At 66.6% G+C, this 21,670-nt stretch carries 18 protein-coding genes; 5 read left to right on the top strand and 13 right to left on the bottom strand.

Features of this window, described 5'->3' with window-relative positions; genetic code table 11:
- The first annotated feature begins 199 nt into the window (after positions 1-199).
- The gene (locus tag P5F91_RS25375) at positions 200-856 is read left to right on the top strand and encodes a response regulator transcription factor (protein ID WP_145610010.1); all 657 of its coding nucleotides are present in this window, start codon (positions 200-202) and stop codon (positions 854-856) included.
- A gap of 22 nt (positions 857-878) precedes the next feature.
- Here P5F91_RS25375 and P5F91_RS25370 read toward each other — a convergent pair whose 3' ends face one another.
- Together P5F91_RS25370 and P5F91_RS25365 are read right to left on the bottom strand one after the other, a co-directional pair.
- Positions 879-1,358 carry a hypothetical protein gene (locus P5F91_RS25370; protein WP_277908624.1) on the bottom strand — a complete coding sequence of 160 codons (480 nt, stop codon included), beginning with the start codon at positions 1,356-1,358 and terminating at the stop codon, positions 879-881.
- 100 nt (positions 1,359-1,458) lie between these two features.
- On the bottom strand, positions 1,459-2,715 hold the full coding sequence (locus P5F91_RS25365) for a cupin domain-containing protein (protein WP_145610008.1): 1,257 nt from the start codon (positions 2,713-2,715) through the stop codon (positions 1,459-1,461).
- 213 nt (positions 2,716-2,928) lie between these two features.
- Here P5F91_RS25365 and P5F91_RS25360 point away from each other — a divergent pair, with 213 nt between their 5' ends.
- Complete coding sequence (locus P5F91_RS25360; protein ID WP_186454707.1) at positions 2,929-3,792, top strand: LysR family transcriptional regulator; 864 nt, start codon at positions 2,929-2,931, stop codon at positions 3,790-3,792.
- On the opposite strand, the gene P5F91_RS25355 is transcribed toward P5F91_RS25360, so the two are convergent.
- On the bottom strand, positions 3,793-4,461 hold the full coding sequence (locus P5F91_RS25355) for an HAD-IA family hydrolase (protein ID WP_145610006.1): 669 nt from the start codon (positions 4,459-4,461) through the stop codon (positions 3,793-3,795).
- Positions 4,462-4,565: 104 nt separating this feature from the next.
- Entirely contained in the window at positions 4,566-5,567 is a 1,002-nt protein-coding gene (locus tag P5F91_RS25350) for a glutathione S-transferase family protein (protein ID WP_145610005.1), read from the bottom strand.
- 481 nt (positions 5,568-6,048) lie between these two features.
- On the opposite strand from P5F91_RS25350, the gene P5F91_RS25345 reads away from it, so the two are divergent.
- Positions 6,049-7,473 carry a mannose-1-phosphate guanylyltransferase/mannose-6-phosphate isomerase gene (locus P5F91_RS25345; RefSeq protein WP_246134310.1) on the top strand — a complete coding sequence of 475 codons (1,425 nt, stop codon included), beginning with the start codon at positions 6,049-6,051 and terminating at the stop codon, positions 7,471-7,473.
- Positions 7,474-7,515: 42 nt separating this feature from the next.
- On the opposite strand, the gene P5F91_RS25340 is transcribed toward P5F91_RS25345, so the two are convergent.
- On the bottom strand, positions 7,516-8,886 hold the full coding sequence (locus P5F91_RS25340; RefSeq protein WP_145610003.1) for a phospholipase: 1,371 nt from the start codon (positions 8,884-8,886) through the stop codon (positions 7,516-7,518).
- A 154-nt stretch (positions 8,887-9,040) separates the two neighbouring features.
- Entirely contained in the window at positions 9,041-9,988 is a 948-nt protein-coding gene (locus tag P5F91_RS25335; protein ID WP_145610002.1) for a LysR substrate-binding domain-containing protein, read from the bottom strand.
- A 131-nt stretch (positions 9,989-10,119) separates the two neighbouring features.
- Between P5F91_RS25335 and P5F91_RS25330 the strand changes: the two genes are divergently transcribed.
- Entirely contained in the window at positions 10,120-10,869 is a 750-nt protein-coding gene (locus P5F91_RS25330) for an SDR family oxidoreductase (RefSeq protein ID WP_145610001.1), read from the top strand.
- Between the two features lie 218 nt (positions 10,870-11,087).
- Here the strand turns inward: P5F91_RS25330 and P5F91_RS25325 are convergent, their stop codons facing one another.
- The gene (locus P5F91_RS25325) at positions 11,088-13,055 is read right to left on the bottom strand and encodes an SPFH domain-containing protein (protein ID WP_145610000.1); all 1,968 of its coding nucleotides are present in this window, start codon (positions 13,053-13,055) and stop codon (positions 11,088-11,090) included.
- Positions 13,056-13,705: 650 nt separating this feature from the next.
- Here P5F91_RS25325 and P5F91_RS25320 point away from each other — a divergent pair.
- Positions 13,706-15,316: an OprO/OprP family phosphate-selective porin gene (locus P5F91_RS25320; protein ID WP_277908623.1), complete on the top strand. Its 1,611-nt coding sequence runs from the start codon at positions 13,706-13,708 to the stop codon at positions 15,314-15,316.
- A gap of 33 nt (positions 15,317-15,349) precedes the next feature.
- On the opposite strand, the gene P5F91_RS25315 is transcribed toward P5F91_RS25320, so the two are convergent.
- From P5F91_RS25315 to P5F91_RS25290, 6 genes are all read right to left on the bottom strand, one after another.
- Positions 15,350-16,117: an MBL fold metallo-hydrolase gene (locus P5F91_RS25315; RefSeq protein ID WP_277908622.1), complete on the bottom strand. Its 768-nt coding sequence runs from the start codon at positions 16,115-16,117 to the stop codon at positions 15,350-15,352.
- Positions 16,118-16,125: 8 nt separating this feature from the next.
- Positions 16,126-16,971, bottom strand: coding sequence for a TatD family hydrolase (locus tag P5F91_RS25310; RefSeq protein ID WP_145609997.1), 846 nt, complete (start codon positions 16,969-16,971; stop codon positions 16,126-16,128).
- Positions 16,971-18,524 carry a methionine--tRNA ligase gene (gene metG, locus P5F91_RS25305; RefSeq protein ID WP_277908621.1) on the bottom strand — a complete coding sequence of 518 codons (1,554 nt, stop codon included), beginning with the start codon at positions 18,522-18,524 and terminating at the stop codon, positions 16,971-16,973. Before metG ends, P5F91_RS25310 begins: the two co-directional genes overlap by 1 nt.
- Before the next feature lie 64 nt (positions 18,525-18,588).
- Complete coding sequence (locus P5F91_RS25300; RefSeq protein ID WP_145609995.1) at positions 18,589-19,707, bottom strand: DNA polymerase III subunit delta'; 1,119 nt, start codon at positions 19,705-19,707, stop codon at positions 18,589-18,591.
- Positions 19,707-20,351 (bottom strand): dTMP kinase, encoded by a 645-nt coding sequence (gene tmk, locus P5F91_RS25295; protein ID WP_145609994.1) that lies wholly within the window; start codon positions 20,349-20,351, stop codon positions 19,707-19,709. The genes P5F91_RS25300 and tmk overlap by 1 nt, the downstream gene beginning before the upstream one ends.
- A gap of 8 nt (positions 20,352-20,359) precedes the next feature.
- Positions 20,360-21,532: a D-alanyl-D-alanine carboxypeptidase family protein gene (locus P5F91_RS25290; RefSeq protein WP_145609993.1), complete on the bottom strand. Its 1,173-nt coding sequence runs from the start codon at positions 21,530-21,532 to the stop codon at positions 20,360-20,362.
- Positions 21,533-21,670 lie beyond the last annotated feature (138 nt).

Genomic DNA, 21,670 nt, shown 5'->3' with positions numbered 1-21,670 from the left:
GTTCGACCTGCCGTTCCTTTCAGCCGGTGCTTACGTCATGGATAGCCGAACCTAATAGGTTTTGCAACTATACCGTTTATAGAGGCTTCTAGAACACCTGCCTGATCCCCACCGGGCCATACCTTGATATGATGGTTTTAGCGGGCGCGAGGGGCCATGGATGGCGGCGCGGGCATCACGCCAAACAAGGGGGCGGGCTATGACAGGGTCGGTTGCGGCATCGGCGGAAAGCCTCATCTGCGTCATCGATGATGATGCGGAGGTGCGAGGCTCGCTGGAGAGCTTCTTGAGGTCCTGCGGCTATGCCGTGCGCACCTTTGCCAGCCCCGACGCCTTCCTGACCTGCGACGCCGCCGACGCCGCCGCCTGCCTGGTGCTGGATGTCCAGCTGGGTGACGCCAACGGCCTGGATTTCCAGGAGCAGCTGCTGGGCAGCGACAGCCACCTGCCCGTCATCCTGATCAGCGGCCATGGCGACATTCCCATGACGGTGCGCGCCATGAAGGCCGGCGCCGTCACCTTCCTGCCCAAGCCCTTCGAAGAAGACGACATGCTGCGGGCCATAGCCGAGGCGGTGGCCCGCGATCGCGAGCGGCGGGCCAAGCGGAACGAAAGCGCCCTGCTGCGCGCCCGATATGACGGCCTTACGGGGCGCGAGCGCGATGTTATGGGCCTGGTCACCGCCGGCCTGATGAACAAGCAGATCGCGGGCCGCCTGGCGCTAAGCGAGATCACGGTAAAAATCCATCGCGGCAATCTGATGCGCAAGATGGAGGCGGAATCGCTGGCCGACCTGGTGCGCATGGCGGAGGCGTTGGGCGTGCGCGAGGCCGTGTCCCGCTACAACCACGGCTGACACCTCCGGCACCGCTGAAACGTCAGGCGTTCTTCAAGGCGCGATGCAGGTGCCGCACGGCGATACGGGCGCCGATGATGGTGACGTCAGCGCCATGCACGCGTACCTCCACCCTGCATTCCCGCCAGCGCAGCCAGGGGAGCGATGGGGCGGGAGCGAGGCGATAAAGGATCCGCCCGTCCGCGCGTTCCGCCGGCAGATAGTCGATGCTGGCCAGAAGCACGGCGGCCCTGTCCGCGAACAGGCCGGGATAGGCACTGCTGACGCGCCACTGCACCGGCTGCACCTCATAAGGAACGCGCAGGGAGATGGCGATGGCGAAGGCCAGCGTTCCCGCCAGGACGTCGGGCGGGATGGCACCATGGCCCATCAGCCGCGGCACGCCGATGAACAGGAAAAAGCCGGCCGCGATGGTCGCCAGGGTGCCGGCCCCATGGGAGGCCAGCTGGCGGGGGGACTGGAACAGCAGGATCTGGCGCCAGGCGGGCAGCACGCTATGCATGATGACGCATCCCAAAAGGCCGCCGACGGATCGGGGCGACACGGGGGCCCCTGGATGTCGGCGGCAAGTTTGTGGGAGGGGTAAAGAGGCGCTATCGGCCTCAGGCCGGAAGGATATCCCAGCGGGCCTTGTTGAATTGCCGGATCAGGTTGGGATCCATGTTGGTATGTTGGGCCACCAGTTCCGGCGGGGTACAGGCCAGCCACTGGGCCAGCGAGACCTCCTGGAAGCGGTCGGCCTTGAAGATTTCCAGGAACACCAGATCTTCGGTGCCTGTGTTCTGGACGTAATGGCCGAAGCTTTTCTTCACGTAGCCCAGGTCGCCGGGGCGGAAGTCCGCCGTCTGGGCGCGGGGGCCGGTGTTGAACACTGTCATGCGGCCCTGCCCCTTCAGGTAGTACTGCCACTCGTCGGCGTTGGGGTGCCAGTGCAGTTCCCGCAGGCCACCTGGTTTGATGGTGACCAGGGCGGCGGCGATGGTCTTGCTGACCGGGAAGTTGCGGGTGTCCACCACCTTGACCGAGCCGCCCTTGGTGACGCGGGTGGGCTTCATGGTGCCCATGGAGAAGGTGAACTCGAACTCCGGCTCACCATCCGGCGAGCGCACGGCCTTCTGCACCTCCTCCAGCGGCGGAATGGGATCCTTGGCCTGATAGATCCACAGGTCGTCCACCGGGATGTTCTTGAAGGCGCTCTGCGGCAGGCCGAAATTCTCGGCCAGCACTTCGGGCGGGGTGTGGGCCATCCACTCGGTCAGCAGCAGGGTGTTGAACTCCGACGCGCGGCCGTTGTCGAACACCAGGGTAAATTCGGCCCCGCTGGTGCCGATGCCCTGCAGGGAATGCGGCAGGCCGGGCGGGAAGTACCAGAGATCGCCCTCCTTCACATCACGCACGGCGGGCCGGCCGTCGGCATCGATGACGGTGATGCGGCACTTGCCGTCGGTCATCACCGCCCACTCCGCCTGCTGGTGCCAGTGCAGTTCCCGCACGCCCCCCGGCCCCAGGCGCATGTTCACGCCGGACACCGCCTCGGAAATGGCGAAGTCGGCCTGGGTCACCTCGCGCGCCCAGCCACCGTCCTGGATGCGTTTGTGGGCGTTGTTGAACGAGGCCCAGAACAGGTCCATGCCGGCGACGTCGGTGGCGGGCGGATCCTGGAAGGACGGAAACTGGCTGGCCAGCGCCGGGTTCTGCGGCCCCGGCTCCTGCCCGGCGATGGGGTTGGACAGGTTGACGCGGCCCTGGGCCGGCCGATCGGGATTGCCGAAGGTGGCGGCGCCGGCGGAGTTCGCGGCGGCAGCCGCCGCGGCCACGGCGCCGGCCGCGATGATGTTGCGCCTGGTGAAGTCGGTCATGACGGATACCTCGGGCAAGGCACGGCTGGCCCCTCACCCCGGCTCATACCTGAGGATGATTTTCAAAGAGGGTCGGGGCTGCTGTGATCTTCTGGGACGATTTGCCGCCGGGTGGCCTGCCATTAATTCCAATGACTTGGTCCCGACACACCCAATATGGCTAAGGCACCGGACGATGTGCAGAAATAACAGTTATTATTGGATGCAATGACGGTGTTCGATCTCAATCAACTGCGGACCTTCCTGGCCGTGGCCGACGCGCGGCATTTCACGGCGGCGGGGGCGGCCCTGGGCATCAGCCAGTCCACCGTCAGCCAGCATATCCGCCGGCTGGAGGCCGCCTGCGGCCGGCAATTGTTCGAGCGCGACACCCACACCGTGGTGCTGACGGCCGATGGCACCGTGCTGGCCGAACTGGCGCGCGATATCGTGGGCCTCAGCCGGCAGGCGGCCGATTATTTCACCGACAGCGCACCGCGCGGCCGCGTGCGCCTGGGGGTCTCGGACGACCTGACCCTCACACGCCTGGCCGACCTGCTGCGCGACGTGGGTCGCGCCAATCCGACTTTGAGCGTGGAGCTGACGGTGGGCCTGACCAGCCTGCTGTACCAGAAGCTGGACGCCGGCCGGCTGGACCTGGTGTTCGCCAAGCGCCAGCCGGGCGACGATCGCGGCACGCTGATCCACCGCGAACGTCTGGCCTGGCTGGCCCACCGAGACCTGGCGCTGGGCGCGAACGAAGCCGTGCCCCTGGTGCTCTACCCCAACGCCTCCATCACCAGCACCCTGGCGATGGAGGCCCTGAACGGCGCCCGTCGACCCTGGTTCGTCGCCTGTTCCAGCGAAACGCTGGCCGGCTTGCGCGCGGGTGCGCAGGCGGGCCTGGGCGTGATGGCGCAGTCGCCCCTGCTGATGCGGGCACCGGGATCCGAACTGGTGGAGATCGACGACCGCGCCGCCCTGCCCCCCTTGGGGGAGGTGGAGTTCGTCGTGCTGGGTCGCAGCCGCCGGCTGCAGGGTGCGCCGTCGGCCCTGGCCGACCTGATCATCAGGAAGGGCCCCGGACTTTGGGCCTAGTCAATTGCGTGCGGTGACCCGCAGGCGTCCATCGGCCGCCACCGTCGCTTTCAGCGGCTCATAGTTGGGCACCAGCGGGTGTCTGGTTTCCAGGGGTTGGTGGTGCGTGGCGGTGATGACGGCCACGGCGGCGCCGGCCGCCTCCCCCGCCGTGATACCGGCGGGCGCATCCTCCCACACCAGGCAATCCCGCGGCGCCACTTCCAACTGGCGGGCGGCCAGCAGGAAGGGATCGGGCGCCGGCTTGCCCCGGCTGACATCATCGGCGGTGACCATGACCGGCGGCGGGGTCAGGCCGGCGGCCATGAGGCGCACTTGGGCCAGGGCGCGGGGGGCCGAGGTCACCACCGCCCAGCGCGCGACCGGCAAGTCCGCCACGAAGGCTGGCGCGCCAGGGATGGCTACGGTGCCCGCCACGTCGTCGATCTCGTCCCGCGTCAGCTGGGCCACCTCCGCCTCCACGTCCGTGCCGGGCGGTGCCCAGCGGCGGATGGTCTCCACCGCGCGCACGCCGTGCATGGTTGCCAGCAGGGGTGCCGGGTCCAGACCGTGGCGCAGGGCCCAGCGGGACCATGCCCGGTTGGCGGAGGCGATGCTGTCGATCAGGGTGCCATCCATGTCGAACAGGAAGGCGGCGAAGGTGCGGTCGGCATGGGGAATGGCGGGCATGGGTCCAGCGGCGTGGTCGGGGTGCCGACATCCTGCGATAGGGAGGGCAACCCTGTCGATGCACGCGGACGCAAGGCACCGCCGATGCCGGCGGGCTTGTTTTCTCACATCGGCAGTGGGTTGCCCGGCGACATCCGTTCCCGGCCATGCGGCTTGCCATAGTCCAACGCCGGGCCTACGGGCACGATGCCGGTGGGATTGATGGAGCGGTGGCTTTCGTAATAGTGGCCCTTGATGTGCGTCAGGTTGACCGTCCCGGCCACGCCCGGCAGCTGGTACAGATCGCGCATGTAGGGGGAAAGGTTGGCATAGTCGGCGATGCGGCGGATGTTGCACTTGAAATGGCCGACATAGACGGGGTCGAAGCGCACCAGGGTGGTAAACAGACGAATGTCCGCCTCGGTCACATGGTCGCCGGTCAGGAATCGGCGGCTGGCCAGGCGGTCGTCCAGCCAATCCAGGGTCTCGAACAGGGGGGCGATGGCCTCCTCATAGGCGGCCTGGGTGGTGGCGAAGCCCGCCTTGTAGACGCCGTTGTTGACGGTGTCGTAGATGCGGGCGTTCAGCGCGTCGATCTCCGGCCGCAGCGCCTGGGGATAATAGTCGCCCGGCTTGGCGCCCACCCCGTCGAACGCGCCGTTGAACATGCGGATGATCTCGGAGGACTCGTTGCTCACGATGGTCCGCTGCTGCTTGTCCCACAGTACCGGCACCGTGACCCGGCCGCTGTAGCGTGGATCGGCAGCCTGGTAGACCTGGTACAGCACGCGGGCGTTGTTCACCGTATCGGGCACTGTGCCGGGGCCCTCGGCGAAGGTCCATCCCTCCTCCAGCATGCGCCAATGCACGACGGAGACGCTGATGGCGTCTTCCAGCCCTTTCAGCGTCCGCATGATCAGGGTGCGGTGGGCCCAGGGACAGGCGAGGCTGACATACAGGTGGTAACGGCCGGCTTCCGCCTTGAAGCCCCCGTCCCCGCTGGACCCGGTGGATCCGTCGGCCGTGACCCAGTTGCGGAAGGCGCTGTCCTTGCGCACGAAACGGCCGCCCGTCGACTTGGTCTCATACCAAACGTCGCGCCATTCACCTTCAACCAGCAAACCCATGGTCCGTCTCCTGTGGTCCGGGCCGGCGTTTTGGCACCGGCCGTCGGATGGTAGATAACGCCGACGCGAGCCGGGCGGCAGGCCCTTAATTGTGCGGCTATCATTCAGGAAACCGGAACGGTGCGGCGCGGTTCCGGAGCGCCGCTGCCGCGCGTGCGATCTCATCAATGCGCGCCGCAAGGTGGTTGAGGAATCCTGCCTTAGATTTCCTGGAGACGCCGCTGGATCGAGGCTTGAATCCCGCTGGAACCATCTATGTTGATGGCCATGCCCAACCCCCGTTTCCGCGGATCAGTAATCAAGTAGGCTTTGGCCGTTGGAAAATATGGCCTTCAGATTAGATCATTGTCAGGCTTCAGTTTGACCAAGAATCAATCGGGTCGGAGCCATACACCGTAAATCACGTGCCACCATGGAAATGTAATTATTCGCACCCGGGGTGCGAATGGCGCCGGGTGGCGGGATTTGGCTGGGGGACGTCATGGACAAGGCGCAGATACTTCCGCTGATTCTATCGGGAGGCTCCGGAACGCGGTTGTGGCCGCTGTCGCGCGAACTCTACCCCAAGCAGTTCCTGCCCCTGACCGGCGAGGTGTCGCTGTTGCAGCAGACCCTGCGCCGCTGCCACCAGGCGGGCTTGGGGGCCGCCATGATCATCGCCAGCCATGAGCACCGCTTCGTGGTGGCGGAGCAGGCGCGCGCCATCGACCTGCGACTGGACAGCCTGTTCCTGGAGCCGCTGGCCCGCAACACGGCGCCGGCTATCGCCGCCGCTGCCGTGGTCGCCGCCGCCACCCGGCCCGACCGGCTGATGCTGGTCCTGCCGGCCGACCATTCCATCATGGATGAGGCCGCCTGGCGTGCGGCGCTGGACATCGCCATCCCGGCGGCGGTCGATGGCGCCTTCGTCACCTTCGGCATCGAGGCGACGCGCGCGGAGACGGGCTATGGCTACATCCGCAAGGGTGACGGATTGGCGGGGTGCGCCGGCGGCTTCCGGGTCGCGGAGTTCGTGGAAAAGCCGGATCGCGTCACGGCGGAGCGCTACCTGGCCGGCGGCCAGCACCTGTGGAACAGCGGCATGTTCCTGTTCCGCGCCGACCGCCTGGTGGAGGAACTGGGCCGGTTCGAGCCCAAGCTGATCGAGGCGGTGCGCGCGGCGGTGGAGCGCCGCGCCGGTGATCTGGACTTCCAGCGCCTGGACGCCGACAGCTTCGCCAAGGCGCCTTCCATCTCCATCGACGACGCCCTGTTCGCCCGAACGGCCCATGCCGCGGTGGTGCCCTGCAGCATCGGGTGGAGCGACGTCGGCTCCTGGAAATCCCTGCTGGACGTGCTGCCCGTGGACGACAAGGGCAATTTCCTGCACGGCGACGTGGTGCTGGAGGATACCACGGGCAGTTATGTCCGCACCGACGGCATCCTGACCACCGTGCTGGGCATGGACAACGTCATCGTCGTCACGACGCCGGACGCCGTGCTGGTGGCCAACAAGGATCGCATGGATGGCCTGAAGGGCATTGTCGCCACCCTGAAGAAGGGCAACCGGCGCGAGGCGCTGGCCCGTCCCCGCGTCTACCGCCCCTGGGGCTACTACCAGACCCTGCATGAGGGGGAGCGTTTCCAGGTGAAGCGCCTGACGGTGAAGCCGGGGCACAAGTTGTCCTTGCAGAAGCATTTCCACCGGGCGGAGCACTGGGTGGTGGTCAACGGCACCGCCACCGTCACCCGCGACGGCGAAACCCACATCGTGCGGGAAAACGAGTCCATTTACCTGCCGCTGGGCTGCACCCACCGGCTGGAGAACGCCGGCAAAATTCCGCTGAACCTGATCGAGGTTCAGTCCGGCCCCTACCTGGGGGAGGACGACATCGTCCGCCTGGAAGACAGTTACGGCCGCGTCTGACGGCCGAGGCGGCCATGCAGGAACCAAGCGCAGGCGCCCCTCTCAGCGCTGGGCGGCTTCGGTCCCATCCGGCGCCACCGCGCGGATGACGGCCCGGGTATCTCGGCCGGCTTGGCGCATGCGGTCGGCCACCAGGCCGGCCAGCTTGGCCTGCTCCGCCGCCGGGGCCTGGCTTGACAGCGCATAAAGGTCGGCGTCCTTGCCATCCAGGTTGGTGGCGGCATCCGAGACGTAGCGGGCGGGGAAACTGCGCTCCACCTGGGCGTCCAGCGCGTCGGCTGCGGCCACTGACTGCACGCTGCTGACATCACGCAGGGTGGTGGGCTGCAGCCGCTGCACCGCCGCGTCGCCGCTGGTGTCGCGCAGCGCCGCCAGCAGCGGGTCAGCCTTGTCGCCCCGGGCCAAAGCGGCCGTCATGCGGTTCTTCTGGTAGTTCTCCAGCGCCGTGTGGCGGTTGGTGACGCGGTTCAGGGCCGCGACCCTGGGCCCATGCACCCCCACCTTGTCCAGCACGCTGGTCCATAGCATGGAAATCGTGCCGACCCCCGGCAGGACGCGGGCGTGGTAGGGCTGCGCCATGTCCTGGACATAGTGGGCGGCCCAGCCGGCGAAGCGCCAGCCCCAGTAGGGGTGGCCCTTGGCGAAGGCGAAGCGCGACAGGGTCATGTACAAATGGACCCGCGCCTCCGGGTAGGTGTGCTGAAGAAAGGGGGCGGCCTTATAGAGGATGCCGGCCTCGTGATAGAATCCCATGTGGAAGGGCGCTTGGCTGCCATAGTCCAGCAGCGGATTGCCGAAGGGCTGAGGACCGAAATTGTAGAGCGCACCCTGCTTCTGGCCATTGTCCTGGAACAGGCCGATATCCAGGCCGAAATCGGGCTCGTCGGTGGCGGTGGCGACCACATCGGCCACGCCCAGCACCTCCCCCTCCTCCACCCGCTCCATCCGCTTTTGGTCGACGTCGCCGGCGTCCTTCAGGATACTGAGCGCCGGCCACGTCATCTCCCGGCCCGCCGCCGCGACGGTGCCAGGCTGGCGCTGCACATAGAGCGCGAAGGGCACGTCCTCGTTGACGCGGATGGCATGGACGAAGGCCTGCTTCAGCGCCGCCGGCCCCGCCCCGTCCGCCGCCTTGAACGCCAGGCTGTCCGGCCGGGGCGCGTAAAACGGCACGTTGGTTCGCGCCCACTGCTCCTCCTCCTCCAACACCTTGGGCAAGGCCGCCGCCTCCTTGGCCAGGAAGGTGGTCAGCGCCTCGGCCGGCACGCTACGGCCGGCCACCTGCGGCATCGCCTCCACCGCGTCCCAGGTGCACAGGGCGTGGCCGCTCCATGCCCACGCCGCCGGCTGGGCGGCGAAGAAGAAGGCGGCCGTGAGGCGCAGGCAGCGGCGGACGGAGCGGAGGTAGCGCATCTAAGACCCTGTTTTCTTGGAACATCAAGGATGGTGGGACCATACCCGGGTTCAGAGTCATTTCCGCGACATCGCGCTTCAAGTTTCCGGGCCTGATGCGCAACCCCACACCGAATTCAAGATTGAAGCGGTGACTCTTGTCGAAGAGGGGGCGTCAGCGCGGCCCAGGCGGCCTCCCATCGGTCTCACTCCTGGCCCCTTCCTCGACGAGCCAATCTCTGAATGCAGCGATCATTGGATCATCGAAGTCCTGTGGTCGACAGACCGCATAGTAGGCCAGCGGTGATTCCAGCGTCGGCCCAAAGGGACGCACCAGGCGCCCCTCAACCAAATCCTGGGTAACAAGAGTGGTCCGGCCCAGCGCGACACCGCCCCCGTCAACTGCGAGGCGGTAGGCTGCGGTGGAATCATTGACCCGCAAACCTCGCGAGGTGTCGGGTGCCTTGCGCCCAATATTCTCGAACCAGTCGCGCCAGGTTCTGAAATCAGGCAACAACGCCAGGGACACGTCATGGATGAGCCGAAAATGTGCCAGGTCTTCGGGCGATCGCAGTGGATGGACGCCATCCATCAGGCCCGGACTGCATACCGGGAAAAAGGAATCGCGCGTAATATATGTCGCCGACAGGCCCTGCCAATTTCCGGCGCCGTAGCGTAGACCGACGTCGATATCGCCCTTCGAGAAATCGCTGAGATTCGTATTCATGTCGATGAGCAATTCGCACGCCGGATACCGGCGGCGGAAACCGTCGAGCCGGGGCATGAGCCATCTGTCGCCGAAGGCGAAGGACACGGTAACGGTCAGGCCTTTGCGTCTGCGCCCGCCCGCCGCGCGGAGCCGAGCCATCCCGCTTGCCAGATGCTCGAATCCGGCGCGCAACTCCGGTAGCGCAGCCTGAGCGGCCTCTGTCAGGACAAGCCTGGCTGCGCCCGATTGTGAGCGATGGAACAGCTCGAACCCGATGACCTGCTCAAGGCGCCGCACGAGCTGACCGACAGCTGCCGGCGTCACGTTCAGCTCGTCGGCAGCCATGGCGAAGCTCAGGTGCCGGGCCGCCGCTTCGAAGGCGCGAAGCGCGTTGAGATGCTCTGGGGCTCGCATGCCGCTAAAGATATTCTATTGCGCGAGCCTAGAACATCTCATTTGTCGGGCAGGCCCTCGAAAAGCGATACATCTTCTTACGGAACGCGCGCTCCGACTTCGTAACACATTCGAAAGTCTGGAGAATTCCAATGTCCAAGTTCAATGGCAAAATTGCACTCGTCACCGGGGGCACGTCCGGCATCGGTCTCGCCACAGTTTCTCTTCTCCGCGCAGAGGGTGCCGAGGTCATCGCCGTCGGTACCAATCCTGAGCGTCTGGCAGCGGCCCGAAAGATCGTCGGCGATAATGGCCTCGTCCTCGCGGCCGATCTGCGGAAGCAGGCCGATATCGACGGCGTGATCGAGGCGGTGTCCCGGAGGTACGGCAAGCTCGATATCGTTCATGCCAATGCCGGTCTCGGCCTGGCGGCGCCGCTGGAAGCGGTCACCGAAGAGCAGATCGATGAGCAGTTCGACGTCAATTTCAAAGGCCTTTTCTTCACCATCCAGAAGGCGGCTCCCCTGTTGGTGGAGGGCGGCAGCATCGTTCTCACGACCTCATGGCTGAACGCAGTCGGCACCCCAGGCCTGTCGATCCTCTCGGCGACCAAGGCCGCCGTGCGCTCCTTGACCCGGTCGCTCGCCGCCGAATTCGCCCCGCGCGGCATTCGCGTCAATGCCGTCAGCCCAGGTCCTATCGCCACGCCGTTCGTCAGCAAGGTCGGTCTCGACGAAGCTACGGTGAAGGCCTTCGCCGATGCCATCGTTACCAAGGTTCCGCTGCATCGCTTCGGCGGCGCCGAAGAAGTCGCTCGGGCGGTCCTGTTCCTCGCTGGTTCGGATAGCGCCTATGTCACCGGCACCGAAGTGGTCGTTGATGGTGGTCTATCGCAAATCTAGGACGAACTAAGGTCCCGGGGGCGGCCCATGGCCGCCCCGGCCCCATCAAACGGAGCCGATAATAATGGCTTCCCCCGAAAACATGCCCAAACGGATATCGTTGACCCGGCGCACCACACTCGGCGCAAAGCCATATCGGCGACGAAGAGCCCCGCTTCGCCGCCGACACTGGCAATGTCAGCGAATAACTCGCTTGGCAGTTGAGCTTGGTTCCGACCTTACGCCGCCGTCTCCGGCTGCTTGCCCCGCTGCTTCACCAACTGGTCCAGGCCGCCCTGGGCCATCAGCAGGCTGATCAGGGCGTCCACCAGGGTGCCATGGCCTGCCTCGCCGCCACCCATGGCCACGGTGGGCACTAGCGGCACCTTGGCCTGGGTGATGGCGCCGCTCAGCATGGCGGCCACCTCCTTGGACAGGGCCATCTCCGCACCACCGAAGGCATCGACCTGGGCCTTGGCCGCCTGAGCGTTGGCGTCGCCGATGGCGGCCACGCGGTCGGCCTCGGCGCGGCCCTCGGTGCGGGTGCGCATGGCGGTCGCCTCGGCCATCACCTTGGTCGCCTCCGCCTCCTGCGTCTTGCGGGCCAGTTCGGCGCGGCCGTGGTTCTGCGCCACCTCGATGGACACCGACGACTTGGTCAGGTCGCCCTGCGCCGCCGCCCGGGCCTCGGCCGCGCGCAGCTCCAGTTCCTTGGCGGCCGCCACCTGCTGGCTTTCATAGGTCTCCACCTTCTCCCGGGCGACCTGGCGGGCGCGCAGCTGTTCAAAGATGGTGTCGATGTGGGTGTCGCCCTTGGCCGCGCGGGGCGTGCCGATCATGACCTCCTTCACGTTCAGGCGGTATTTGGCGAAGCGCCCGGTCATGGCGGCCAGGGCCTCGCGCTGCACCTCGGCCCGCTGGTTCACCAGCTCGATCAGGGTGCGGCTTTGCGCGGCGTCCTTGAACCAGGCGCTGACCATGGGGTCCAGGGTCTGCTCCACCAGTTTCTTGATGTCCGCGAACTGCTGCACTACCCAGGGGGCGTCGTCGTAACCGATGTGCACGACGATGGACAGGGGCAGCACCGGTTCGAACGCGTCCTTGGTGATGAGCTTGATCTCCGCCAAATTGTCGTCGAAGCCGTGGGCCTCGCTGCGCCCCTCGATCCAGCGCAGGACGAAGTTGGTGGTCGGCACCGTGCTGACCTTCACGGCATAGGGGTTGATGGCGTACTTGCCGGGGTGCAGGGCCGTTTGCCAGACGCCGCGCTGGCCCTGCTGCACCAGCTCGCCATGTTTATGATCCGTGCCCGACACGTCGGTGCCGCGCGGGCCGGTGAAGCTGACCACCACGCCGACATTGCCGATTTCCACCTGGGTCTTGGGTCGCACCTCGATGGTGGCGAACAGACGGTTGATGTAGTAGGTGCCCTCCACCAGCACCTGTTCCTGCCGGCCCCGGCGGCCGCCAGCGGCCAGGAAGGTCTCCGGATCCTGGAAGGAATTGTGGAAGGTGGCGCCGTCGGCGGCGTGGGTGCCCACCGTGGGGGCGATGATTTCACCATGGTCCAGGGCGGGGCCGTCATGGACGGTGACCACGCCCACCGCGTCCTCATGGTCGCGGATGATCAGGGGGCGGAAGCCGTTACGCTCCTCGATCATCTCGCGCATGGTCTCCACGGCGCGCGCATCGCTGGCATCGCCCAGCACCACGGCGTGGGTGGCCGATTCCGTGAAGACGATGAACTGCGCCGTGTTGATGGCATAGACGCCCTCACGCAGGATGCGACGCTGGGGGCCGCGCTGGCCGCCTTGGCTCACGAAGGCGCGGGCGTTCTCCACCCCCACCCCCGCTGGCCAGCGGGCCAGCGCCTGGGCGTTGGGCAGGGCCTGGCCGCCGCGGGCGAAGATGTAGGCCAGGCTGCCCTGGGGTACCGTCACCAGGTTGGCGCGGTGCACGCGGTATTGCAGCGGCATGAAGAAATGAAAACCGCCGCGCAACGTTTCCGGCCGGAAGCCGGCCTCGCCCGCCAGCGCCAGGAAGCCCTCTTCAACCGAGCCGCCCAGTGCCCAGAGCTTCTCCACGATGCCTACGGCATCGTTGCGGATGTAGACGATGGTACCGGTAAGAAACGCCAGGATGAGCACGCCCAGGACGCCGCCCACCAGATAAAGCGTGGTGAGCGCCCAGGAAGGGAACTCCAGCATGGAAGCCTCGTTCAACGGATCAGGTCGTAGGCGCCCGGTCCGGATCCGTGACGGAATCCGGGCGCAGTACCGCCGTTGCCGACGCCCAAACATAGGGGCATTCCGGCAGGCGGAATAAGGGGAACTGGGGATGTGTCAGGAGGCCGCCGGTGTCAGGGGCGGCGCTGGCTCAAACCGATGTCGATGAAGCCTTAGACACGAGAGCCGATCGCGGCGTGGAAAGGCCGCAGGCGGGAGGGACAGGAACCGGAACGCCGCATTCTTGGGCACCCGAACCGTTTGTCGATGGCAGGGATTTTACCATGACGGCGGTGTGACACAACGCACACTCGCAATGCGGGCATTTTTGCCCAGCACCGCGCGCCGCGCATACCGGTTGCCATGGACAAGGCGGGTGATTGGAGTCCGCCAGGCTGATGGCCGTTGATCCATATCGAAAACAGAGTATTTTGATATGCGCAAGGTATAACTTGCCTCAATATTAGATATTATGATCGAACGATCGTAAAATACTATCAGGCGCATGCAATAAAGATATAAATATAGCGTCTAGAATTGACCCTGCATCCCGATCAGGTGCGATCGAATACAGATGAAGGGTCTCTTAAATGTTCAAGCAAACGCGGACGTCCCCGCATGGGCGAGCCGGCGTGTTCCTGCTCACCGCCGCCTGTGGCCTCATGGCCGGCCTTCCCGCCCATGCCGCCGAAAGCGCTTCCCAAGAAGTCCAGCTCCTGCGCGCCCAACTGGAGGCGCAGATGAAGGTCAGCCAGGCCATCCAGGCTCGATTGGAAGCGCTCGAGGCGCGCGAGGCCGCCGACGCCAAGGCGCAGGCGGAAACCAAGGTCCAGGCGGAACAGGTCGCGGCGCAAGCGGCCACCCAGGCCAAGACCATCGCCAAGCTGGAGGCCAGCAGCGGCGATAACGGCAGCTTCACCATGGCCGGCGGCCGCCCCACCTTCACCGCCTTCGGCGGCAAGGGTACGCTGCAGATCGGCTTGCAGGCGCAGTTCGATGCCGCCGCCTATTTCGAGGACAACGCCAGCGTGAAGCGATCGGGCGTGGATCTGGGCGATGGCGTCAACGCCCGCCGCATCCGCATTCCCTTCGTTTTTCGCTATGGCGATGTCACGGCGACGGTCACGCCCGACTTCGGCGGGTCGCCGGACGGCCGCCAGAACACCCAGTATCTGTATGAGGCCAACCTGGCTTACACGCCCTTCAAGGGATTCACGGCGGCGCTGGGGTACTTGCAGCCCAACATCAGCCTGCAGGACGCGCCCAGTTCCAACGACTTCATGTTCATGGAACGCCCGGCCATCATGGATGTGGAGCGCAATATCGCCGCCGGCGACGCCCGCGCCGCCGTGGGTGCCCGTTATTACCAGGACCGCTTCTTCGTCTCCGGCTTCCTGACAGGCCAGGCGTATGGCGGCCAGTCCACCACCACCGCGACCTCATCCGTCGGCGCCACCGGATCGGTCACCACCGCCATCTCCACCACCCAGCCCTCCAACGGGCAGCAGACGGGTGCCGTGATGCGCGTGGCGGGCCGCCCGGTCTACGGCGAGGACTACGACGTCCACCTGGGCTTCAGCGGGTCCAAGGTGTTCAGCATGAACCAGAACGACAGCAACCGGCTGGCGCAGAACCTGGCCCTGTCGGTTCAGCCGGAATTGAGGGTGGACACCAGCAAGCTGATCAACACCGGTTCCATGCCGGCGACGGGCGTCTACACCTGGAACCCCGAAGTGGGCCTGCGCTACCAGAATTTCCTGGTCCAGGCGGAGTATGTTGAGATCGGTGTGAACCGCCAGCATCAGGCCGGGGCCGGCCTGGGCGGTGCCACCCAGACACCCGACCTCACCTTCCATGGCGCCTATGTGGACGCGTCCTGGGTGCTGACGGGTGAGCCGCGCCTGTACCAGTCGGCCCGCGGCGGCTTCGGCGGGCTCAAGGTTGCCCACCCGTTCAATCCCGAAACGGGTGACTGGGGCGCGTTCGAGGTGGCGGCGCGCTACAGCGATATCAACCTGAACAGCCATGTCCAGCGCTTTCTGGCCCAGTCGGTGACCGGCGGCGTGGCGGGCGGTCAGCAGGATGTCATCCAGTTGGGGCTGAACTGGTATCCCAATGATCACCTGAAGTTCATGGCCGACTACCAGATCGTGGACGTCAGCAAGCTCAGCGGTGCCACGCTGCAGAACCAAGCCGGCCTGCGCTACCAGGCCGTGGGCTTCCGCGCCCAGGTCGCCTACTAAGGCGGCACCTCAGGACGGTCTGGTGCCGGGTGGTCAGGCCATCTCCAGCACCAGGCCGTCATAGGCCGGTTCCACTCCCTGGGGCAGTGTCGCCATCAGGGTGCGGTAGTCCATCTGGTGGTTCATGTGGGTGAGGTAGGCGCGCCGGGGCTTCAGCCGGTCTATCCAACTGAGCGCCAGGTCCAGGTGGGCGTGTACCGGGTGGGGTTCGATGCGCGTGGCGTCCACGATCCAGGTGTCCACGCCCGCCAGCACGCTCCAGGCCCTCTCATCCAGGTGCACCACATCCGTGGAATAGGCGAAGTCGCCGATACGGAATCCCAGGCTGGGGAAGCGGCCGTGGTCCTGGTGGAAGGGAATGAAATCCAGGTCACCGATGCTGAAGGGGCCGGTAATGGTGTGTGGCACCAGGCAGGGGCGCGGGAACCAATCCGGCCTGTCCTGCGGCTTGAAGCAATAGTCGAACCGCTCCTGCAACTGGCCCAGATTGACTGTATCCGCGTAAATGGGCAGCGGCCGGTTATTCATCCAGTTGACCTGGCGCAGGTCGTCGATGCCGTGGGCGTGGTCGGCGTGCGCGTGGGTGTAGACCACGGCGTCGATACGGGTGACCTGCGCGTCGAGCAACTGCTCCCGCATTTCCGGACCGGTATCGATCAGCACGCTGGTGCTGTCCGTCTCCACCAGGATGGACGCGCGGCGGCGGCGGTTGCGCGGCTCATTGGGGTCGCAGTCGCCCCAGACGTTGCCGATCATGGGCACGCCGCCGGACCCGCCGCAGCCCAGGATACGCACCCGCATGCCGTTCCTCACGCCGGGAACCCCGCGACGAGGGTGCCGCACTCGGCGGGGGGGATGCGGTCGAACAGCGTCAGCATGGTGGCGGTGGTGGCCCGGGCCAGGTCCGCCGGATCCATACCCTTCACCTCCGCCAGCAGGCGGGCGGTATGGGCCACGAACGACGGCTCGTTGGTCTTGCCGCGCATGGGCACCGGCGCCAGGAAGGGTGCATCGGTTTCCACCAGCATGCGGTCCAGCGGAACTTCCTTGGCGAATTCCCGCAGTTCGTCCGACTTCTTGAAGGTGACGATGCCGCTGAAGGAGATGTGCAGGCCCATCTCCAGCGCCTGGCGGCCCAATTCGGGGCTGGAGCTGAAGCAGTGCAGCAGGCCGCGCAGCTTGCCCTCGGCCCCGCCCTCCTCCCGCAGGATGCGGATCATGTCCTCATCCGCGTCGCGGGTGTGGATGATGACCGGCAGGCCGGTTTCGCGCGCCACGGTCAGGTGGGCGCGGAAGCTGGCCTCCTGCACCTCTTGCGGGCTCTTGTTGTAGTAATAGTCCAGGCCCGTCTCGCCTAGGCCGACGACCTTGGGGTACGCCGCCAGCTCACGCAGCCTCTCGACGGTGCACAGCTCCTGCTCTTCCAGGGCCTGGTGGGGATGGACGCCCACGGTGCACCAGACGTCGGGATAGGCCTGCGCCACCGCATGCACCTGGGGAAAGCGGCTGAGATGGGTGCAGATGGTCAGCATGGCGCCGACCCCGGCCGCCCGCGCCCGCTCCACCACTGCGTCGCGCTGTTCGGCGAAGTCGGGGAAGTCCAGGTGACAGTGGCTGTCGATCAGGAAGGGCTTCTGGATCAGACCGTCCGGCATCAGGCGGCCCCCTCCGTCTCCTCGACGTGGCGAGGGAACACGCCCTGCGGCGGCGGCAGCGGCGTGCCGGGCACCAGCGCCTGGTCAAGGTGGGCGAAGTCGCGGGCGTCCACCGGCACGGCCAGCAGATCCAGCACCTTGGCCATGGAACCGGGCATGAAGGGCTGGGTCAGGATGGCGACGTGGCGCAGGGCCTCCGCCAGCACGTACAGCACGGTGGCCATCCGCGCCGGATCCGTCTTCTTGAGGGCCCAGGGGGCCTGTTCATCGATGTAGCGGTTGGCGTCGCCTACCACCACCCACAGGGCGTCCAGCGCCTTGTGGAAGGCCTGCACGTCCAGCTCCGCCCGCATGGTGGGCAGCAGGCCGCGCGCTGCGGCCAGCAAGGCGTGGTCCGCCTCGGTGAATTCACCGGGCGTGGGCACCACGGCGCCGCAGTTCTTCTGGATGATGGACAGGAAGCGCTGCGCCAGGTTGCCGTAGCCGTTGGCCAGCTCGCTGTTGATGCGGGTGACCATGGCGCGGCGCGAGAAGTCGCCGTCGTTGCCGAAGGGAATCTCGCGCATCAGGAAATAACGGGTCTGGTCCAGGCCATACTTTTCCAGCAGCTCGGACGGCGCCACCACGTTGCCCAGCGACTTGGACATCTTCTCGCCCTCCACCGTCCACCAGCCGTGGGCGAACACGCGGCGCGGCGGCTGCAGGCCGGCGGACATCAGGAAGGCCGGCCAATAGACGGCGTGGAAGCGCAGGATGTCCTTGCCAACCACATGCAGGGCCGGCCAGTAGCGGGCGTACGGCGTGCCCTCCCCCGTCTCGGGATAGCCGATGGCGGTGGTGTAGTTGGCCAGGGCGTCCAGCCAGACATACATGATGTGCTTCTCATCGCCCGGGACCGGAATGCCCCAGTCGAAGGTGGTGCGGCTGACCGACAGATCCTTCAGGCCGCCCTTCACGAAGCTCATGACCTCGTTGCGCTTGCCGGCGGGCAGGATGAAGTCCGGGTTGGCCTCGTAAAAGGCGATCAGGCGGTCGGTCCAGGCGCTGAGGCGGAAGAAGTAGCTGGGCTCCTCCACCCATTCGCACTCGGCGCCGGTGGGCGCGAACTTGCGGCCGTCGGCCTCGGTGCGCAGCTCATCCTCGCCGTAATAGGCCTCATCGCGGACGGAGTACCAGCCGGCGTAAGAGCCGAGGTAGATGTCGCCGCTGTCCACCAGCTTCTGCCACAGCGCCTGCACGGACTTGATGTGCCGCGGCTCGGTCGTGCGGATGAAATCGTCGTTGGAGATATTCAGCAGGCCCGTCAGGTCGCGGAAGTTCTGCGACACGCGGTCGGTGAAGGCCTGCGGGTCGACGCCGGCCTTCTCGGCCGACTTCTCCACCTTCTGCCCGTGCTCGTCCGTGCCGGTCAGGAACTTGACGTCATAGCCGTCCAGGCGCTTGAAGCGGGCCATCACGTCGCAGGCGATCGTCGTGTAGGCGTGGCCGATGTGCGGCACGTCGTTCACGTAGTAGATCGGCGTGGTGATGTAGAAGGGCGGGCGCCCGGACATGGCAACTCTCCGGCTAACAGGCTGTCGGTTTATTATTTAGGTCTGTGCGACCGCTTTTCAGCGTTCAGGAGGCCGCCGCCTCGATCGTGCGCAGCGCGCTCAACATCACCTGCTTGCGATCGAGATTGGCGCCTTCCGCCTTGGCGAACAGGCGGTTGACGTTGTCCCATACCTCCATCCAGCGATCAAGCGCACGATCCCGGCGTGCCGCGAAGGACAGACGTTCCATCAGGGCCGCTTCGCCCTCCACGATCTCGGCCGCCGCCTGGTCGCGGGCCAGCGCGCGGTTGAAGCGGGCCAGCCACCACAGCAGCAGGTCGGTCGTCGTCTCCCACACCGTGTCCTGGCCGGCGCGGGCCACCTGGTCGGCCAGGGCATGGGCGGCGGCCAGATCCAGGCGCGGCAGGGTATCCAGCACGCCCAGCAGCACGCGGTAGAGGTCCAGTCCGCCGGCGGCGGCCAGGTCCAGGCCCCGGCCGATGCTTCCGTCCGACAGGGTGGTCAGCGCCGCGGCGTCGCCCATCTCCAGATCCGGCATCATGCGGTTGACCAGGCTGCGCACCGTGGTGGTGGGCAAGGGCTCCAGCATCAGGGTGCGGGTACGCGAGCGGATGGTGGGCAGCAGTGCGCCGGGGTTGTCCGCCACCAGAAGGATCAGCGCGCGGGGCGGCGGTTCCTCCAGGATCTTCAGGATGGCGTTTTGGCCGCTGGGGTTCATCTGGTCGGCGCCGTCCACGACCACGATGCGCCAGCCGCCCTCCGCCGCCGTCAGCCGCAGGAAAGGGGCGATGCGCCGCACCTCCTCCACCGGCAGGTCGCGCTTGAAGCGCTTGCGCTTGTCATCCCAGGTGCGCTGGATGGTCAGCAGGTCGCCGTGCGCGCCGGCGGCCACGCGCCGGGCAATGGGGTTCTCGGGCGAGACGTACAGGCTGGTGGGCGGCGGCGGGGCGCCGAACAAGCCATCATCCTGCGGTTCCGCCCCGCCAGACAGCAGGAAGCGGGCGAAACGATAGGCCAGCGTCGCCTTGCCGATGCCGGGCGGCCCGCCGATCAGCCAGGCGTGGTGCAGCCGTCCGCCGGTGGCGGCCTTCAGCAACGTCTGCTCCGCCGCCGCATGGCCCATCAGGTCGTGCGTGGCGATGGGGGCCGGCACGCTTTCCCGGTCGAACGCCGGCGCCGGCATCAGGCGGCCCTCCCGAGCGGGCCCAGGCGCTGCTCCACCACCGCCAGCAGTCGGGCCTGGATGGCGGCGATGTCGCCGGTGGCGTCGATCACGGCGCAGCGGCCGGGGTCGTGGGCGGCGATGTCCAGGAAGCCCTGGCGCAGGCGTTCATGGAAAGCCCGGCCCATGCGCTCATACCGGTCTTCGGCGCCGGGCCGTGATCCAGCACGCGCCAGACCGGCCTCGACCGGCAGATCCAGCACCAAGGTCAGGTCGGGCATAAGGCCGCCGGTGGACAGGCGGTGCAGATCGGCCAGGACGCGCCGGTCCACGCCCATGGCGTAGCCCTGATAGGCCACGGTGCTGTCGACATAGCGGTCGCACAGCACCCAGGCACCCCGGGCCAGGGCCGGGCGCACCAGCGCCTCGACATTTTCATGCCGGGCGGCGTTATGCAGCAGTGCCTCGGTCAGGCGCTGCCAAGGCGTGTCACCGGCCACCAGCAGACCCCGGATGGCGGCGGCGCCGTCGGAACCGCCGCCTGGCTCGCGGGTGGTCACCACCTCCAGCCCCCGGTTGGCCAGGGCCTGGGCCAGCAGGCGGATCTGGGTGGACTTGCCCGCCCCCTCCCCGCCCTCAAGGGTGATGAACCGGCCGGTCGCCATCAGCCGCCTCAGCTGCCGAAGATCATGCGGTGCAGGCCGGCGCCCATGCGGCCGAACAGGCCCAGGCGCGGCACATCGTTGGCCGCCTGCAACGGGATCTCCAGGGTCTGCAGGTCCGGCGCCGTCACCTTCAGGGTGGCGACGGTGGCGCCCTTGGCAACCGGGGCGGCCAGCGGCAGCTGCGTCACCACGGCCACCTTCATGGCACGGCGCTGTTCGGCGGTCAGGGTGATCTTCAGGGCGTCGGGGAGGACCACCGGCACGGTGTCGGCGGTGCCCAGCGACACCGGCAGTGTGTCCACGGTCTCGCCCGCCTTGAATAGGGCATAGTCGTCGAACTCGTGGAAGCCCCATTCCAGGATGCGGGCGGGTTCATCCGCGCGGCTCTGCATGCTGGTCAGGCCGTTGATCACCAGCACCAGGCGGCGGTCGCCGCGCTTGGCCGAGGCGATCAGGCCGTAGCCGCCCGCTTCGGTATGGCCGGTCTTCAGGCCGTCCACGCCCATGTTGCGGTACAGCAGCGGGTTGCGGTTGCCCTGCTTGATCTTGTTGTAGGTGAACTCCAGCTCCGAGAAATAGTGATAGTACTCGGGGAAGTCGTGGATGGTGCGGATGGCCAGGATGGCCAGGTCGTGCGCGGTGGAATAGTGGTTGGCGTCCGGCAGGCCGGCAGCGTTGGTGAAGTTGCTGTCCTTCATGCCCATGTCGTGGGCGCGCTTGGTCATGTTGCGGCAGAAGGCTTCCTCCGTGCCGCCCAGGCCTTCCGCCAGAACGATGGTGGCGTCATTGCCGGACTGCACCAGCACGCCGCGGATCAGATCCTCCACCTTCACGTTGGCGCCCAGCGGCAGGTACATGGTGGAGCCTTCGGTCTTGGCGCCGCCCAGTTCCCAGGCGCGGCGGCTGACCGGCAGACTATCCTCCAGCGACAGCTTGCCGTTCTTCAGCCGGTCGAAGACCATGTACATGGTCATGACCTTGCTCATCGACGACGTCGGCATGTGCTGGTCGGCGTTCTTGGCGAACAGGACGGTGCCGGTGTCGGCATCCATCAGGATGGCCTGGCGCGCCTCGGTATCGATGGTGGCCGCGTGCCCCACGCTGCTCAACAGACCGCCCAGCAGCCCTATAACCAGGGCGGCCTTAACCGCGCCGCGCGACGCCAAAACCTTCAGTTCCATGTCTCTTCTATCCCGACTGCGTGTCCGATAGCTCTAATAGCCTTAAAGCATGCGGGGGCACTGATGCCCCATGAATGGCCGTCCATGCCAGTCTCCAGACGGCCTATGGCCAAAATGTCCCAACCGGCGGCGACCCTG

This window comes from Nitrospirillum amazonense (assembly GCF_029594735.1).
GTDB classification, from domain to species: domain Bacteria; phylum Pseudomonadota; class Alphaproteobacteria; order Azospirillales; family Azospirillaceae; genus Nitrospirillum; species Nitrospirillum amazonense.
This window is presented reverse-complemented; position numbering and strand designations above follow the sequence as displayed.

Excerpts from the sequence above, each read along its gene's own strand:
- P5F91_RS25340 (WP_145610003.1), bottom strand. The coding sequence starts at position 8,886 with ATGCGCTACCTCCGCTCCGTCCGCCGCTGCCTGCGCCTCACGGCCGCC.
- P5F91_RS25300 (WP_145609995.1), bottom strand. The coding sequence starts at position 19,707 with ATGCCGGCGCCGGCGTTCGACCGGGAAAGCGTGCCGGCCCCCATCGCC.
- P5F91_RS25370 (WP_277908624.1), bottom strand. The coding sequence starts at position 1,358 with ATGCATAGCGTGCTGCCCGCCTGGCGCCAGATCCTGCTGTTCCAGTCC.
- P5F91_RS25315 (WP_277908622.1), bottom strand. The coding sequence starts at position 16,117 with ATGCGGGTGCGTATCCTGGGCTGCGGCGGGTCCGGCGGCGTGCCCATG.
- P5F91_RS25335 (WP_145610002.1), bottom strand. The coding sequence starts at position 9,988 with ATGCGAGCCCCAGAGCATCTCAACGCGCTTCGCGCCTTCGAAGCGGCG.
- P5F91_RS25375 (WP_145610010.1), top strand. The coding sequence starts at position 200 with ATGACAGGGTCGGTTGCGGCATCGGCGGAAAGCCTCATCTGCGTCATC.
- P5F91_RS25365 (WP_145610008.1), bottom strand. The coding sequence starts at position 2,715 with ATGACCGACTTCACCAGGCGCAACATCATCGCGGCCGGCGCCGTGGCC.
- tmk (WP_145609994.1), bottom strand. The coding sequence starts at position 20,351 with ATGGCGACCGGCCGGTTCATCACCCTTGAGGGCGGGGAGGGGGCGGGC.
- P5F91_RS25325 (WP_145610000.1), bottom strand. The coding sequence starts at position 13,055 with ATGCTGGAGTTCCCTTCCTGGGCGCTCACCACGCTTTATCTGGTGGGC.
- P5F91_RS25355 (WP_145610006.1), bottom strand. The coding sequence starts at position 4,461 with ATGCCCGCCATTCCCCATGCCGACCGCACCTTCGCCGCCTTCCTGTTC.
- P5F91_RS25310 (WP_145609997.1), bottom strand. The coding sequence starts at position 16,971 with ATGCCGGACGGTCTGATCCAGAAGCCCTTCCTGATCGACAGCCACTGT.
- P5F91_RS25290 (WP_145609993.1), bottom strand. The coding sequence starts at position 21,532 with ATGGAACTGAAGGTTTTGGCGTCGCGCGGCGCGGTTAAGGCCGCCCTG.
- P5F91_RS25330 (WP_145610001.1), top strand. The coding sequence starts at position 10,120 with ATGTCCAAGTTCAATGGCAAAATTGCACTCGTCACCGGGGGCACGTCC.
- P5F91_RS25350 (WP_145610005.1), bottom strand. The coding sequence starts at position 5,567 with ATGGGTTTGCTGGTTGAAGGTGAATGGCGCGACGTTTGGTATGAGACC.
- metG (WP_277908621.1), bottom strand. The coding sequence starts at position 18,524 with ATGTCCGGGCGCCCGCCCTTCTACATCACCACGCCGATCTACTACGTG.
- P5F91_RS25345 (WP_246134310.1), top strand. The coding sequence starts at position 6,049 with ATGGACAAGGCGCAGATACTTCCGCTGATTCTATCGGGAGGCTCCGGA.